Source organism: Haladaptatus pallidirubidus (assembly GCF_020700235.1).
Lineage (GTDB): Archaea > Halobacteriota > Halobacteria > Halobacteriales > Haladaptataceae > Haladaptatus > Haladaptatus pallidirubidus.
This window is the reverse complement of the sequence record NZ_CP085307.1, coordinates 14021-28239: the sequence shown is the minus strand read 5'-3', so window position 1 is coordinate 28239 and position 14219 is coordinate 14021. Positions and strand designations below refer to the sequence as shown.

Here is a 14219-nt window from a genome sequence, read left to right as displayed (position 1 = left end):
AAAAGCGTGGCGAGTTGCTCGCCGAACGGCCGTCAAGAGGATCCGGTCAAACTCGTTATCGGATCCAGGTGACGAGGATCGTTCGAACGAGGCCGACCGCATACCCCAGCTTCGGCTTCTTCGTCTCACCGGTCTCACGACGGGCGATGGTGACAGGGATCTCTTCTATGCGGAGGCCGTTCTTGCGGGCTTCGATGAGCAGCTCGGGCGCGCTGAACCGCATTTCGGTGAGGCGCAGCTCGTCGAGCATCGGACCGCGGATGGCCCGAAACCCGTTCGTGCAGTCGGTGATCTCCATCTTCGCGATCGCGTTGATCAGCGCTGTGAACACTTTGATCCCCGACTGGCGGGCGATACCGTTGCCCGAGCGGTCGGTGCCTATGTACCGGGATCCGACGACGTAGTCCGCTCGGTTCTCGAGAATCGGCGCGACGAGATCTTCGAGCTGGTTGACCGGGTGTTGCCCATCGGCGTCCATCGTCACGACCACGTCCGCGCCATTCTGTCGGGCGATCTCGAACCCTGTCTTGAGCGCGCCGCCCTGTCCCTGGTTAATTGGGTGTTCGACGACGGTCGCGTCGGTTGAGTCGATCCGATCGTATGTGTCGTCGGTCGACCCGTCGGAGACGACGAGCGGTTCAACCGCGCAGCTGCGGATCGACTCCGGGAGCGAACTGACCACGCCCCGGATGCTCCCGGCCTCGTTGTACGCGGGGATCACGACGAAGATCCGCCGCTCATCGTCGTCGACGTCGATCGTCGCTTGATCGATGGTGAGACCGCGCGCGAGATCGGCCACCTGCAACTGGTTCGACCGGGTTCGCGCGAATAGGTAGAGCACTAGGGCGAGTAGCGCCACGTTCACAACCAGTGCGATCGTCAGCGGTCGGCGCTGGATGTTCAGGAGCGACCCGATGCGGGCGAACATGTCCGGAAACAGGGCGAGGGTGAGCACACCCAGCGAAAGTAGGATCGCGACGCCGAACTCGGCCCGCGAGAAGCTCGTCCGGTAGCGCTCGAACCCCCACAGGAAGGTGGCGAGCGCAACGATCACTAACACAGCAGTGAGCGTCGGACTGTCGAGACCGGTCGACTGCAGGATCGTTGAAGAGAGCACCACGGCTTCAGTTAACGGTTGATGCGCGAGAACAGTAGTTATGTGTTACGGCTTTCCGGCGATACTGCCAGGGGTTGCGGGTGCCGGTGACAACGAGCGATCGGTCACAGTTGCGTTGCGTCTTCGCCTTCTTGTTGCAATCACCAGCTACTGCCGTGGAGACAATCTGAGGAGGACGATCATCGCGGTGTGAGACGCACTGTTCATCAAGCCCCGGCGGCATCTGTTCGTCCGCTTCGTCAGGGTCAATACCGAGTTCGCGCAGGAAGGCATCTTCCTCCTCGATCGGCTCGCCGTTGCCTTCGTGCAACGCGAGTGCCTCGGCTAGCGTGGCGACACCGGTACAGATCCGTTGAGAAGACGGGTCGAATTCGGGAAATCGAGATGATGCTCTGTCCTAATGCCTGACTGCTTGTCCGATTTATGCATTCTCGGGCGACCGAAGGCGAAGACGTAAGTGAGCAGGAATCCTTTCGTCAGCCGAGCCCTTCGCTCCGTATAGCCATGAGCCCTCCCCGTGCCGTCATCTCCGTCGACTTTGAGTACTTCTCGCACACGCCGGCCTACCGGAACGCCCGCGGGACGACAGCCGACCCCGACATCGGACCGTGGGCCATGGACGGCCTCCTTGACACGCTCGATAACGCCGACGCAGAGGCGACGTTCTTCGTCGTCTCTGACGTCGCGGAGCGTCGTCCGAAGCTCGTAGCCCGGGCGGCCGACGCCGGCCACGAGATTGCCTCACATACCCGCAGCCACGTTCACCTCTCGAAGATCTCTCCCGAAGAACGCAGCGCGGAGCTTCGAAGCTCGCGTGAGACGCTCGAACGGACGACAGGAACGCCGGTGACGGGGTTCCGCGCCCCGTCGTTTGACGTCCCGCCGGATCACTTCGACCTGCTTGCCGACGCGGGGTACGAGTACGACTCGAGCGTCGTCCCATGCCGGAAGATCCCCGGCTGGTACGGCGGCGAGTGGTCGACGCGTCGCCCTTGCGGTGCCGACCAGCTCGTCGCGGACGCGCCGTCGAGCGTCGCCGAACTCCCGGTCGCGGTCATGCCGGGGATAGGACTCCCCCTGACAGGGACGTGGCTCCGCTTTTTCGGCGTTGGGTACGTGATCCTTGGTATGCGCCTCCTGGCTCGCTGGGGGATCGCGCCCGTCCTCTACGTTCACCCGTGGGAGTTCTGCGAACTGCCGACAATAGCGGGCGTCCCACGCCGGATCTACTGGCGCTCCGGGGAGTGGATGTGGCGTGCGTTAGCGGCGATACTTGACGAGGAATTCGAGTTCGTCACCGCCAGATCGGTCGTCGAAGGGTATTAAAATCGATTGTCATAGTAAATTGATTATTTGTCTCGGGAGCAGGATCGACTCACCCGGCGTCGACGTAGCCGAGTTCGCGGAGCCGCCGTTCTATCTCTTCAGACGTCTCGGCCCGTTCGGCCTCCGCCCGCCGCCCGCCGCTGTCGAGCGTGACGTCCGCGTCCCGAGCGATCAACGTTCCGAGGTCACTCCTGATGCCGACCGTTGCCTTCTCGTGCCACGGGGCGACCGTGATCATCGTCTCTGAACCGCCCTCTGAGATGGAAGTTCCATGCCACCCTACCGGCGGTTCGACCCCAACGCTCTCAGCCAGCGTGGGCGCCACGTCAAGCAGGCTCACCCGGTCACGGTCGCCCTCGGCGTTCTCGACGGCATCGAATCCGGAGAACACGAGCGGCACCTCGACGATTGGATCGACGACGCGACGGCGGAACCCCTGGTGGTAGAAATAGCCCTCCTCGCCGAATTCGTCGCCGTGATCCGCGGTGAAGACGAACGCTGGGTCGCCGTCGAGATCCGAGAGCAGGCGCTCGATCTGTCTGTCTACCCGGGAGAGCGCGTCCCGGTAGGTTCGATCGATCATCTCGATTTCCTCGTCGGAAGGGGCCGGCGTCGAGAAGAGTCTGCCATCCCCGGCGGCACCGGCCTTCCGGTCAAGCGCCTTCGGGATGGCCTCGTCGCCGACGCCGTACGGTCGGTGGCTCTCCATTAAGTGGATCCAGAGGAACCGTGGCCCGCTCGTATCGTTGAAGCGCTCGATCGCCACGTCGATGAGTTCCTCGTCGGACGGGATCGAGGAGAGTACCGCCTCCATCGGGACGAGCCGACGGTAGAGCCGGCGGACGGGGACGAACCCACCGAAATACTCCCGGACGCGACTCCGCCGGTTCTTGAAGGGGTTCTCCCCGCCGCCCTCGGTGAACGTCTCGTACTCATCGAAGCCGGCGTCAAAACCAAATGCTGCGTCCGCCTGCGGCGTCGGCGTCAACCCAATACAAGTGTAGCCTTCTGCCGCCAACACCTCGGCGAGAGACCGTTCCTCTACTCTCGACTGGAGGGCCGAGACGAGACTCGACGAGAGCAGCCCCGCGAGGCTCGGGCGGGTGTAGTGGGCAGGGGTGATGCCCACTCGGGAGTCGAACGACGAGAGGAACTCCATTGAGTCGAAGTGGTCGTGGCGGACGGAGTCCGCCGTGACGAGCACGATGTCCTTCATCACTCATCTCGTAGGTCTTCTGACGGACGAATAGGCGTTGCGGTTCGACCGACGCCAATACCGATACCGATCGTCACCGATACAGGAGACAACAAAGTAGATAGGAAACAACGAAGTAAACAAGTACCGACGCCTGCGTACGTGACCTACGACGACATGGAAGTCTCGCTCCCGTCTCTTCAAGTGGTGGTTCCCGCCCCGTCTCCGTCGGTACGCGGGCGAAAGCTCTCACAATCATGAGTTCCAACCGTTACCGTCAACTGTTGAAGCTCATCCGCTACGGACTGGGCGTCGCCGCGCTGGCGTGGATTATCCAGCAGGCTGCGTGGGGGCGCGTCGTCGAGACAATCGGTGGGATGAACCGCATCGCCGTCACGGTCATCCTCGTGCTGACGGTTCTGGAGGTGCTCTCCCGATTCGCCATGTGGCACGTCCTGCTCAACGCGCTCCGTCGGACGCCGTTCTCGACGGCGGCGCGGGCGACGCTGACGGTTAGCTTCGTCAATCAGGTGATCCCCTCTCGCGTCTCCGGACGATCGCTTGCGCCGGTCGTCCTGCGCCAGTACACCAGGTACGACTGGAGCGAACTCGTGCCGGTCGCCGGCTTCCACACGGCGCTGTACGCGGTCCTCAATGGCGCGGTGGCGCTGTTCGGACTGGCGCTTTTCGCTTCCTCCTTCTCAAAGGGTCTGCTCATCGCCGTCAGCGTGTCCGCAGCACTCTACCTCGTCGTTGGTCCGTCAATTCTGCTGATGGGGATCCGGCTAGAGGGGGCCGGCCGGGTAGCCGTCACGGCTCGTAACCGGGTCGGCGTCGAGCGCATCCCGCTCGTCGGTTCGTTTGCCGACCGGTTCTTCGGGGCGCTCCCGAACTTTGGCGCGGACGCCGCCGACACCTTCGAGCGACTGGCCACCGACTACTCTACGATCGCGCTCTACGCCAGCGGGTGGACGTTCGCGATGATGGTCGTCCCGGGCGTCAGGACGTGGTTGCTGCTCGACGCGGCGGGCGTAGGATTCTCGTCGCCGGTGTTGCTCCCTGTCGCGCTCATCACGGCTTACACCGTCACGCTGCTCCCACTGACGCCGGGCGGCGTCGGCGTAGCGGAGGCGTCGGCGACGCTCGTGTTGGCCGCACTCGGCGTCCCCGCGGCTGTCGCTGCGCCGACGATCCTCATCGACCGGTTCCTCGGTGTTTACCTCCCGGCGTTCGCTGGGTGGGTTCCGGCGATGCGCCTGGATGTCTCGTCGGTTCTCTCGGATCAGGAGTGAGCCGTCGCGGGCGGAGGCTGTTCGGATCCGTCGGAAGTGAAAGAATCAACCAAGATAAGGGCTCTATGAGGATAAAAGATCGGCCGAGGTGATGGATCGACCAAGGTAGAAGGATCTATTTGGCCTGGCCGAGCAACAGAGAGTATGACGCGAACGTTCGTCCTTGGTCTCGATGGTGCCAGCTGGCGACTGCTTGATCCCTGGATCGAGGCGGGAGAACTGCCCAATCTAGCGGCGCTTCGTGAGGACGGGACGTGGGCGGAGAGTCAGAGTTGTCTGCCGCCGGTAACATTTCCGAATTGGAAGTGTTACTCGTCGGGGAAAGATCCGGGCGGCTTCGGCGTTTTCTGGTTCGAGCACGTCGATTTGGCCGAGGGCCGGATCAAGGTCACAAACGGCGGCGACTTCCACACTGCCGAGATTTGGGACTATCTCAATGACAAGGGTCGAACCGCCGGTGTCGTCAACATGCCGACGATGTACCCTCCACGCGAGATCGACGGATTCGTCGTGAGTGGCGGCCCGGATGCGGTCGAGGGCGAGTACCGCTCGATCAACTCCGGCTACACAGCGCCGGCGGCGCTCGCCGACGAGCTCGAAGAACGATTCAACTACCGCGTCCACCCAGATCCGCTGCTCTCGTCGAACGACGAGCGCGGCGCGGAGGTCGAGGCAATCCTCGACCTGTTCGATGCCCGCTTCGAGGCCGCCCTCTCACTGTTCGAGGAGCGCGACCTCGACTTTCTGCACCTGACGCTGTTCTACATCAACGTCCTCCACCACTTCTTCTGGGACGATGAACCGACGCGACGCGGCTGGCGGAGGATTGACGAGTGGCTCGGCCGGCTCACGGATCTGGAGGACACGGATCTCGTATTGATGTCCGACCATGGGAGTGCGTCGACGACGACGGAGTTCTACATCAACGAATGGCTGGCCGAAAACGGCTACCAGACGCGGGAGCAGACCCTCGAAGACTACCTCCGCCCGTTCGGCCTCACCCGGGAAAACGCGCTGCGACTTGCAAAGCGCGCCGGTGCCGTCGACCTGCTTGCGAAGACGGTTCCAGAGCGACTCCAGCAACTGGTGCCCCAGCAGGCGGGGCTCAAGCGCGGGCGGAAGCTGGAGGCAATCAACCTCGACCGGACGAAAGCCGTCGCAAGCTCGCAGGGGCCGATCTACCTCAATCCCGTTTTCAACGTCGAGTCGGTGCGCCAGGCACTGATAGCCGACCTCCGAGTGGCCGCGGACGACGAGGGGCGTCTGTTCGCGGGGGTCTACCGCGGTGAGGACGTCTACACCGGTCCCTACATCACCGAGGGCCCTGAGGTCGTCGTGGATCAGCGCCCCGGCGTCCACGTCAACGACGGCATTGGCGGCGGTCGAATTCGGACTGAACCGGATCGCTGGGCAGCGGAGAACACGCGGAGTGGCATCTTCCTCGCCAGTGGCCCCTCGTTCGACGCACAGGGGGAGATCGACCGGATCAGCATCCTCGACCTCGCGCCCACGCTGTTGGTAAGCGCTGGTTGTGACGTCCCGACAGACATGCGCGGCGAGGTTCTCCCGATACTCTCTGACGAGCCGTCGTGGGAGCACCGAGAACCGATCGCCGTCGACGCAGCCGACGGTCGGCATGCGGCTGGTGAGGTCTCCGACCGGCTCAAACGGCTCGGGTACATGGAGTAAACGAACTCTCATTACCACCCTCGTTAATGAACGGTTATTAGTAATAGGGGGGTGTACCCAACGCATTATGACAGTTCTTGTCACCGGTGCCGATGGCTATCTCGGTTGGCCGACCAGTCTCCGCATCGCTGCCCGCGGCGAGACTCGCGTCGTGCTTGTCGACAACTTCGCCCGCCGAGGGTGGGTCGAGGAGATCGGTTCGACGTCCGCCGTGCCGATCGCCGACGCTGACGAGCGGCTGGCAGCCGCCCGGGACGTCCACGACCTTGGAAACCTCTCGTTCGTCGAAGGCGACCTCACGGACAAGGCGTTCGTCGACCGGCTCCTCCAGGTGCACGAGCCTTCGACGGTGATTCATACCGCGGCGCAACCCTCCGCTCCGTACTCCCAGATCGACGGTGACCGCGCAAACTACACCCAAGACAACAACCTCCAGGCGACCCGCAATCTGTTGTGGGGCCTCGAGGAGGCGGATCTCACCGACACGCACTTTGTAGAGACGACAACCACCGGCGTCTACGGCGCGCCGGACTTCCCGATTCCGGAGGGCGGCGCGAAGATGCGCCACCGGGGACAGGAAGACGATGTGCCGTTCCCGGCGATGGCCGGGTCGTGGTACCACTTGACGAAAAGCCACGACGCAGCGAACATGCGACTCGCCCACCAGCAGTTTGACATCCCGATCAGCGACGTCCGGACGGCGATCGTCTACGGCACCGAGACTGAGGAGACGCGGGCCAGCGACCGCCTGAAGACGCGGTTTGACTTTGACTACTACTTCGGAACCGTCACCCACCGCTTCTGCGCACAGGCAGTCGCGGGCTACCCCGTCACGGTCTATGGAAAAGGGGAACAGCGTAAACCCTTCGTTAGCCTCGAAGATGCCGTCGAGGGACTTGTGCAGCTGGCGACCGACGCGAATGACGAGGAGGGTCTCACGGTATACAACCAGGTAACGCGGGCCATCTCCATCGTCGAAATCGCCGACACGATCGCCGAGGTCGGCCGCGAGTATGGCTACGACGTTGAGGTCGAACACTTCGAGAACCCCCGCGAGGAGGACGAAACCCACGAGATGGAGATAGAAAACGACCGGTACACATCCCTCATCGGTGAGCAGGCGCAGTCGTTCGAGGAGGGTGTCCGCGACATCTTCGAGACGCTCACCCGCCACGAGGACACAATCGAAACTCACGAAGATCGCTTCCTGCCGGGCGTTCTCGCCGACGACTGACCATGCACGTTTTAGTGACCGGTGGCTGCGGATACATTGGTAGCGTTCTCGTCCCACAACTGCTCTCTGCGGAGGTGGTCGAACAAGTGACGGTGTTCGACTCCCTCGAAGGGGGGTCGCCACGTAACCTCGTCAGAACCGGTCTCGGTGGGGACGCCGCGCTCTCGTTCCAGCGCGGCGATGTCCGCAAGTATGGGTCGGTCGAGAGCGCGATGCGCGGCGTTGACGCAGTGATCCACCTGGCGGCGATAACTGGCGCTGACAATACGCACAACCGCCGCGAGGAGACGTTCGCGGTCAATTACGGCGGCACGGAGAACGTTCTCACCGCCTCCGGGAAACTCGACGTCGAGACGGTCGTCTTCGCATCCTCCTGCAACAACTACGGTCGGACAATGAGCAGACATCTGGACGAGGAGACGGACGCCGAACCGCTGAACCCGTACGCGGAATCGAAGCTTCGGGCCGAACGGCTCCTCGCGGAGGCGACCGAGACCTACGGGTTCGACGGTACCGTGCTCCGAATGAGCACCAACTACGGGTACGCTCCAGGTGTCCGGTTTAACCTCGTCGTCAACCACTTCGTTTTCCGGGCGCTCACAAACCGGCCGCTCACTGTCTACGGCGACGGGAGTAACTGGCGGCCCTTCATCCACGTGCGCGACGCTGCGCGGGCGTACAGCTGTGCCGCTCGACACCCCGAGCGGTGGCCCAAGACGGTATACAACGTCGGAAGTAACGAGGAGAACTACCGCATCGCCGAAATCGCCGAGATCGTTCGGGAGGAGCTCGATCAGTCGGTCGACGTCACCTACCTCGGGGAGAAACAGCCAGGACCCTCATATCACGTGAACTTCGACCGCCTCGGCGAGACCGGTTTCGAACCAAAGCAGTCAGTCCGAAGTGGGATCGTCGATCTCGCGCGGCGATTCCAGGAACGCACCGCCGAGTCGTCGCCGACGACGGCAGGATTCGGAGCCGACGGACTGGGTTCGGGGCAGTTCAGCGGCGGTGGTGGCGAATGATTGACGACGATGCGCCGACGGGTGAGAGAACTGCTGGCGAAAAGACGCCGACGATTGCAGTTACCGGCGCTGCGGGATACATCGGGAGCCGCGTCCTGTACCACCTCGCGGCAGCCCACCCCGACTGGACGGTGACCGCGATGGATAACTTCTGGCTTGGCGACGTCCGGCGGGCTGGGGGCGTCGAGATCGAACACGTGGATCTGCGCGATCGCGGCCGGCTAGAGTCGTTTCTCGACGGCGCGGACGTCGTCCTCCATCTCGCGGCGATCACCGGCGTCCAGGACTGCGAGGAGCGTCAGAACCTTGCCTACGAGGTGAACGTCGGCGGGACGAACAACGTCGCCTGGTTCTGTCGGAAGACCGGCGCCGCGCTCGTCTTCCCGTTCAGTATGGCCGTCCTCGGCGATCCCACGGAGTTTCCAATCACGGTCGATCACCCGCGCGACCCACTGAACTGGTATGGTCGAACGAAGCTCATCGGCGAACACACTGTCGCCGACATGGCCGACGGTGCCTTCCCAGCCCACTGCTACCTGAAGTCGAATCTCTATGGCGAACACGAGGTTGACGGGCGAACTGTCTCCAAGGGAACCGTCATCAACTTCTTTGTCAATCGAGTGGCCAAAGGTCAAGAGTTGACCGTGTACGAGCCGGGGACGCAGTCGCGGAACTACATCCACGTCGACGACGTGGCCCAGGCGTACGTAAAGAGCGCAGAACGGTTGCTCGACGACCTCGACCGCGAGAAGACGGGTGCCGAGGTGTACGAGATCGCCGGTGACGAGGACATGAGCGTCTTAGAGATCGCGGAACTCGTCCAGTCGATCGCCGCCGAAGAGACTGGCTGGGACGTCGAGATGTCGCTCGTCGAGAACCCGCGACCCGACGAGACGCTCGTCGAAACCTTCGACGTCAACACGGCTCGCACTCGCCGTGAGCTTGGCTGGCGTCCCGAGCGATCCGTCGCCGAAAGCGTCCGTTCGCTCCTGCAGGACAAGTGCGTGTAGGTCGCAGGTCGGGCGCGACGCGGGTATGGCGATCATGTGACCACAGTAAATATAATGTGCTATAGTATTATTTAGTTAAACTAAACATTAATTAGACCATTAATAGATTTATATACTAATTCTAACACCAGCAGCAAATTGACCCGAATGTAAAATTGTTTATGATATTGACCTATGAACGTGATGATTCGTTTTTCAAAATTTGAAAATACAGTTCCACCAACTATATCATAACAATATTTACATGATTGCCTGGCCAGATAGCACACAGAGAGACCTTAACAGATATTCGATTACATACTTAGGATTGTAATGGTATCCAGTTTCAAAATCTGAAAACCTTCCCCTAATAGACTTCAAAGATATTGTCAGCCATTATCTCTTTAGGAATAGCACTGAGCCGTCAGGAGTATCATACCAGATTTCCCCAATTATTGTCAATAATCCGAGACGTATTCTCGTCAATAAAGAATCCCTGGAGCGAGACACATCTTTCGTGCCAAGCTAATTTTCTATTGCAACTTTTTTACCGAAAGTAGCGAGTGATCGTCTAATCACAATAGAACTTGTTTAGAAGAAAGAGTACATCGACTAGTTGGGTGTAATACTCACCAAACACAACGTTGCAAACTCTGTGTCCCGATAGGTCAAATATCATCGCTCCTTTTCATCACGGCACTCACGACATTAACGCTTACACCTATATCGATTCTATTCTCGTATGCACTATGCCTGGCGACAATCACTAATCGAACGATGGTCTTTAGTCCATTTGCTGTGCGCGAAGAACGCTTCGCCGATACTGATTGGAGTAGCGACCTGAACTAAATTATCCTTTCTATATTATTAATTGTTTAAAACCACTTCTATTCCAATTTATATTTTCACTATATAGAATTGATTATTTACTGTCGGGAGATAGAGTAGAAGAGTAAACCGAGTCCAAGAGCTAACAGCAAACTTTCTACAGAATGGAGAGCAATTAATTCTTGGCTTGAAAGATCAAAACTACGTCTTACTCCCACCTCATAGATTGCTTCGAGTATTGATCCAAACGTAATTACAGCAAAACCTATGGTTGCAAATTTAAATGGTTGAGTTTTCCTAAGATGGTATGCACGATAACTAAGGAGGGTAAGGATACTCCCAAAAAGAAGGGTGAGAATATTTGCAAATATAAATCCAAAAAATTCGGCAGGCAGACGACCTCCTTGTGCAAAGATAAGAGACAGTAGCTCAATCATTCCAAATCACTCCTTTTTTCGTCAGACATTTGAAAATTCTGCCAAAATTCTTCAAATTTATCGACCATTTGTCTCTTAAGTTGTACATCTATTGTGAAGCCACCTTCGTCGATTTCAAAACAAACCTTCTTGAGATCTGTCTTAAACACTTGGTAATGGGCACCATCTTCTGTCTTAGTTTGTTTTTGTAAAAGGTCATAATTTACTAACTCATTTATTCGGCGGTAAACAGTAGGCAATGATGTTTCGCAATGGTGAGCTAGTTCTTGGGCCGACATTGGCTTTAAATCAGCTAAAACGAGTATCTGACGGGCTTGTGCATTCCCAAGCACATCAAAAATGTTTTCGGGATCCCATTCTTTGCTCACGAATGGTCATAGATAAAGGAGTATATAAATAAATAGTGGTTTTCCAAAAAACTGTTGTTTTTCTATAAAGTAGCTTGTGGCTAAGAAGGACCACAAAATAACCTCATAACCCCCACATAATCTGTCACTGTTGTGCTTATCGATTGGTAACCGTGCGAATTTTATACTACTAGTTTAAATCGAAGTATTGAATGGTTCTCACACGCTTCCTCTCCTCCAAGGCTAAATGGGTCGTTCTATTGTTAGGGTTTGGTATCATCCTTACTGTATCTGGTCTCGTGGTGCAACCGGCGTTACTCGGTCTAACACCATCAACAGAAGAACCGGTTCCGATATCCCATTGTACTGTGATTTCTGAAGAAGGAACCTACATATTGACCCAAGATATCCAAGGTGGGGGGCTCGCAAGTAGTTGTATTCGGATCAAAGAGAGCCATGTAACGCTTCGAGGTGGTGAACACACGCTCACTGGTAGGGGCGCGACTGATTCCACTGCTGTTCTCGTGTCAAATCCACATGGTGTATCTGATGTTACTGTTCGCTCGGTCAAAGCTACTCGGTGGAATCGAGGTGTTCACATTGCTAATGCATCAGATATCATGATTCGAGATGTTGATGCATGGCGGAACGCAGAGGGGGTCACAATCTGGAATAGCACTAATAGTAAAGTTATCGGTGGACGACTAACCAACAACCTTTTTGGAATAATTATTGATCAGCCAAGTAATGATATTTCTATTTCATCAATACATTTCGAAGGAAATACAGTTGGGAATGTTAGCCGAGGAGAATACAATCAAGATCGATCTCAACCACACGTTCAACGTCAATAGTTAATTAACAATCTCGATTTATGCCTTTGCCATACTCGAAGAAGATTATTTTAAATTCACGCTCACCACCTTTCTCGGGAGTCTCGGCCGACTCCTAGTTACCGTTTTCTTTATTGGAGATGCTTTTACCGTCCTCTAATGGTCACCTATCACAAAAACTCAATCATGCCCTGTTTACGGAATTTCTCCAGTCAAAGAGGATAGTGAAGAGGATACTAATTTCTACACACGCCAGCAGAATACAGTGGATGAGATGCCCAAACAGAGCCATGCCGAATTTGGAGTTCAGACGTAAAATAATCACCGCGGAATCTTGGAAACGAATAAATGGCTATCGATCCACCCATCTCCTGTGAAGCTGATACGCCGAGTCCGTAGTCATCATTTGAAACATCGATTGTCAGCAACAGTCATCTCTCATGAATTGATACTTGTACTATTTATGAGTATCTGTACTATTAGAAATGTGATCAAAATGAATTCCTATTGGAGAGAAAATATCATATGACGGCCGACCAGTCAACTAAGGAGTTGCCCACGCTCTGTGGCTCACTCCCAGAGTTGCGCGAGTGGGTTCAGACCTGCACTATTGGTATCTGTATGGGAAGCGCTGACGCCGTGCCAGGGGTCTCTGGCGGAACCATCGCCCTCATAGCAGGGATTTACGGCCGCCTCATCGATATGATTACAGCATCACACCAGAGCGCCTATGGCATCTACTCGTTGCATTGCTTCCACACGATGGCAGCGTATCAATCAGGGAAGCACTGGCCGTTTGGGAGGACATCGACGGCTGGTTTGGCCTTTCACTGGCAACTGGTCTCGTCACCGCCGTGATCATCGTCACCCGGATTGTCCATATCGCCAACCAGAACCATCCGACACTACTCTTGGGTTTTTCTTCGGCCTCATCGCCGCATCGGCCATCATCCTCCTCCGAGAGCTAAAAATTACGACAGTGTTTCAGGCGGCCGCCGCTATCGTCGGCTTTATTATCGCCTTCTTCCTCTCCGGTCCAGTAGAGATTCTGGAAGGTGGCAACCTCTTCGTTGTGTTCTCCGCTGGAGCCATCGCTGTCAGCGCAATGATTCTTCCAGGGATCTCTGGATCGCTTCTGCTGGTCATCCTCGGCCAGTACACGCGAATGTCTACGACTCTTAGTCAATTCATTGACGCACTTAGCAGAGTCATCACGGGTGGTCCGATTAATCACGTGGCCGACCACGGGACGGTTGTCATAACGTTCATCCTTGGTGGCTTTGTCGGTCTCTTTACTATCTCACGGGTCGTCCGCCGTTCGTTAGACCGAAATAAGCGTGCTACGATGGCCTTCCTTGTTGCACTCGTCGTGGGTGCACTCCGTGCGCCAGTAGAGCGGGTTCAGAACGGCGTCGGTTTTTCAACAGAAGTTGTAATCGCTTTCGCCGGTGCAGCCGTCTTTGGAGCCGTTGTACTTCTGGTACTCGACTGGTACGCCGTCGATCTGGATCTGGACACGGTGTGACGTCCTTTTTTCAGATTTCCCACTCGTTTTCTTTCAGCACCTCAGCGCTGCGTTCTTCGCCTTTCTAGTCGAGGTACTAGTAGATGCGGTCGAACAACCACGTATGAAATTTCTTGCTGCCGGTTTTACCCTAGTCTGATTTGCGGACGGCAAGCCAACCTACTGCAAGCGTTCCAATGTTCCGTTCGACACATTCATCAAAGGATGAGAAACACGCCAACAATCAATTGGAGATTGATCTGAACGCGGCGTCATCATGCTACTTAGTCATACAGTAGATAAATGCAGAAATCAGTCAAAATTAAACGATTCAATTAGTCGAGCTCTATCTCAACACTACTATCACAAAGGCTATAACAATTTCTGAATTACTGAATACTGT

The 14219-nt window shown here is 57.1% G+C and carries 13 protein-coding genes and 2 pseudogenes; 9 read left to right on the top strand and 6 right to left on the bottom strand.

What is annotated here, in order from left to right; all coding sequences use genetic code 11:
* Positions 1 to 55: 55 nt before the first annotated feature.
* Together LIX15_RS29875 and LIX15_RS29870 are read right to left on the bottom strand one after the other, a co-directional pair.
* Positions 56 to 1120: a DUF2304 family protein gene (locus LIX15_RS29875; protein ID WP_227779051.1), complete on the bottom strand. Its 1065-nt coding sequence runs from the start codon at positions 1118 to 1120 to the stop codon at positions 56 to 58.
* Between the two features lie 4 nt (positions 1121 to 1124).
* Complete coding sequence (locus tag LIX15_RS29870) at positions 1125 to 1466, bottom strand: type II toxin-antitoxin system HicB family antitoxin (RefSeq protein ID WP_425556844.1); 342 nt, start codon at positions 1464 to 1466, stop codon at positions 1125 to 1127.
* A gap of 155 nt (positions 1467 to 1621) precedes the next feature.
* Here LIX15_RS29870 and LIX15_RS29865 point away from each other — a divergent pair, with 155 nt between their 5' ends.
* The gene (locus LIX15_RS29865; protein WP_227779049.1) at positions 1622 to 2443 is read left to right on the top strand and encodes a polysaccharide deacetylase family protein; all 822 of its coding nucleotides are present in this window, start codon (positions 1622 to 1624) and stop codon (positions 2441 to 2443) included.
* A gap of 49 nt (positions 2444 to 2492) precedes the next feature.
* Here LIX15_RS29865 and LIX15_RS29860 read toward each other — a convergent pair whose 3' ends face one another.
* Positions 2493 to 3659 carry a sulfatase-like hydrolase/transferase gene (locus tag LIX15_RS29860; RefSeq protein ID WP_227779048.1) on the bottom strand — a complete coding sequence of 389 codons (1167 nt, stop codon included), beginning with the start codon at positions 3657 to 3659 and terminating at the stop codon, positions 2493 to 2495.
* A 263-nt stretch (positions 3660 to 3922) separates the two neighbouring features.
* On the opposite strand from LIX15_RS29860, the gene LIX15_RS29855 reads away from it, so the two are divergent.
* From LIX15_RS29855 to LIX15_RS34095, 6 genes are all read left to right on the top strand, one after another.
* Positions 3923 to 4930: a lysylphosphatidylglycerol synthase transmembrane domain-containing protein gene (locus LIX15_RS29855; protein ID WP_227779047.1), complete on the top strand. Its 1008-nt coding sequence runs from the start codon at positions 3923 to 3925 to the stop codon at positions 4928 to 4930.
* Between the two features lie 144 nt (positions 4931 to 5074).
* A complete protein-coding gene (locus LIX15_RS29850) occupies positions 5075 to 6619 on the top strand; it encodes an alkaline phosphatase family protein (protein ID WP_227779046.1) in 1545 nt (514 codons plus the stop codon).
* A 67-nt stretch (positions 6620 to 6686) separates the two neighbouring features.
* On the top strand, positions 6687 to 7853 hold the full coding sequence (locus LIX15_RS29845; protein WP_227779045.1) for an NAD-dependent epimerase/dehydratase family protein: 1167 nt from the start codon (positions 6687 to 6689) through the stop codon (positions 7851 to 7853).
* 2 nt (positions 7854 to 7855) lie between these two features.
* The gene (locus tag LIX15_RS29840; RefSeq protein ID WP_227779044.1) at positions 7856 to 8878 is read left to right on the top strand and encodes an NAD-dependent epimerase/dehydratase family protein; all 1023 of its coding nucleotides are present in this window, start codon (positions 7856 to 7858) and stop codon (positions 8876 to 8878) included.
* Positions 8875 to 9888, top strand: a complete 1014-nt coding sequence (locus LIX15_RS29835) for an NAD-dependent epimerase/dehydratase family protein (protein WP_227779043.1) — start codon at positions 8875 to 8877, stop codon at positions 9886 to 9888. The genes LIX15_RS29840 and LIX15_RS29835 overlap by 4 nt, the downstream gene beginning before the upstream one ends.
* A 642-nt stretch (positions 9889 to 10530) precedes the next feature.
* A complete protein-coding gene (locus LIX15_RS34095; RefSeq protein WP_486327146.1) occupies positions 10531 to 10716 on the top strand; it encodes a DUF7972 family membrane protein in 186 nt (61 codons plus the stop codon).
* A 77-nt stretch (positions 10717 to 10793) separates the two neighbouring features.
* On the opposite strand, the gene LIX15_RS29830 is transcribed toward LIX15_RS34095, so the two are convergent.
* Together LIX15_RS29830 and LIX15_RS29825 are read right to left on the bottom strand one after the other, a co-directional pair.
* Complete coding sequence (locus LIX15_RS29830) at positions 10794 to 11132, bottom strand: DUF7521 family protein (protein WP_227779042.1); 339 nt, start codon at positions 11130 to 11132, stop codon at positions 10794 to 10796.
* Entirely contained in the window at positions 11129 to 11500 is a 372-nt protein-coding gene (locus LIX15_RS29825; protein ID WP_227779041.1) for an ArsR/SmtB family transcription factor, read from the bottom strand. The genes LIX15_RS29830 and LIX15_RS29825 overlap by 4 nt, the downstream gene beginning before the upstream one ends.
* Before the next feature lie 191 nt (positions 11501 to 11691).
* Between LIX15_RS29825 and LIX15_RS29820 the strand changes: the two genes are divergently transcribed.
* Together LIX15_RS29820 and LIX15_RS29815 are read left to right on the top strand one after the other, a co-directional pair.
* Positions 11692 to 12333: a NosD domain-containing protein gene (locus LIX15_RS29820; protein WP_227779040.1), complete on the top strand. Its 642-nt coding sequence runs from the start codon at positions 11692 to 11694 to the stop codon at positions 12331 to 12333.
* A 504-nt stretch (positions 12334 to 12837) separates the two neighbouring features.
* A pseudogene (locus LIX15_RS29815) lies at positions 12838 to 13837 on the top strand (DUF368 domain-containing protein).
* Between the two features lie 67 nt (positions 13838 to 13904).
* On the opposite strand, the pseudogene LIX15_RS29810 reads toward LIX15_RS29815, so the two are convergent.
* Positions 13905 to 14033: pseudogene (locus tag LIX15_RS29810) on the bottom strand (RNA-guided endonuclease TnpB family protein); the annotation flags it as partial.
* Between the last annotated feature and the right edge of the window lie 186 nt (positions 14034 to 14219).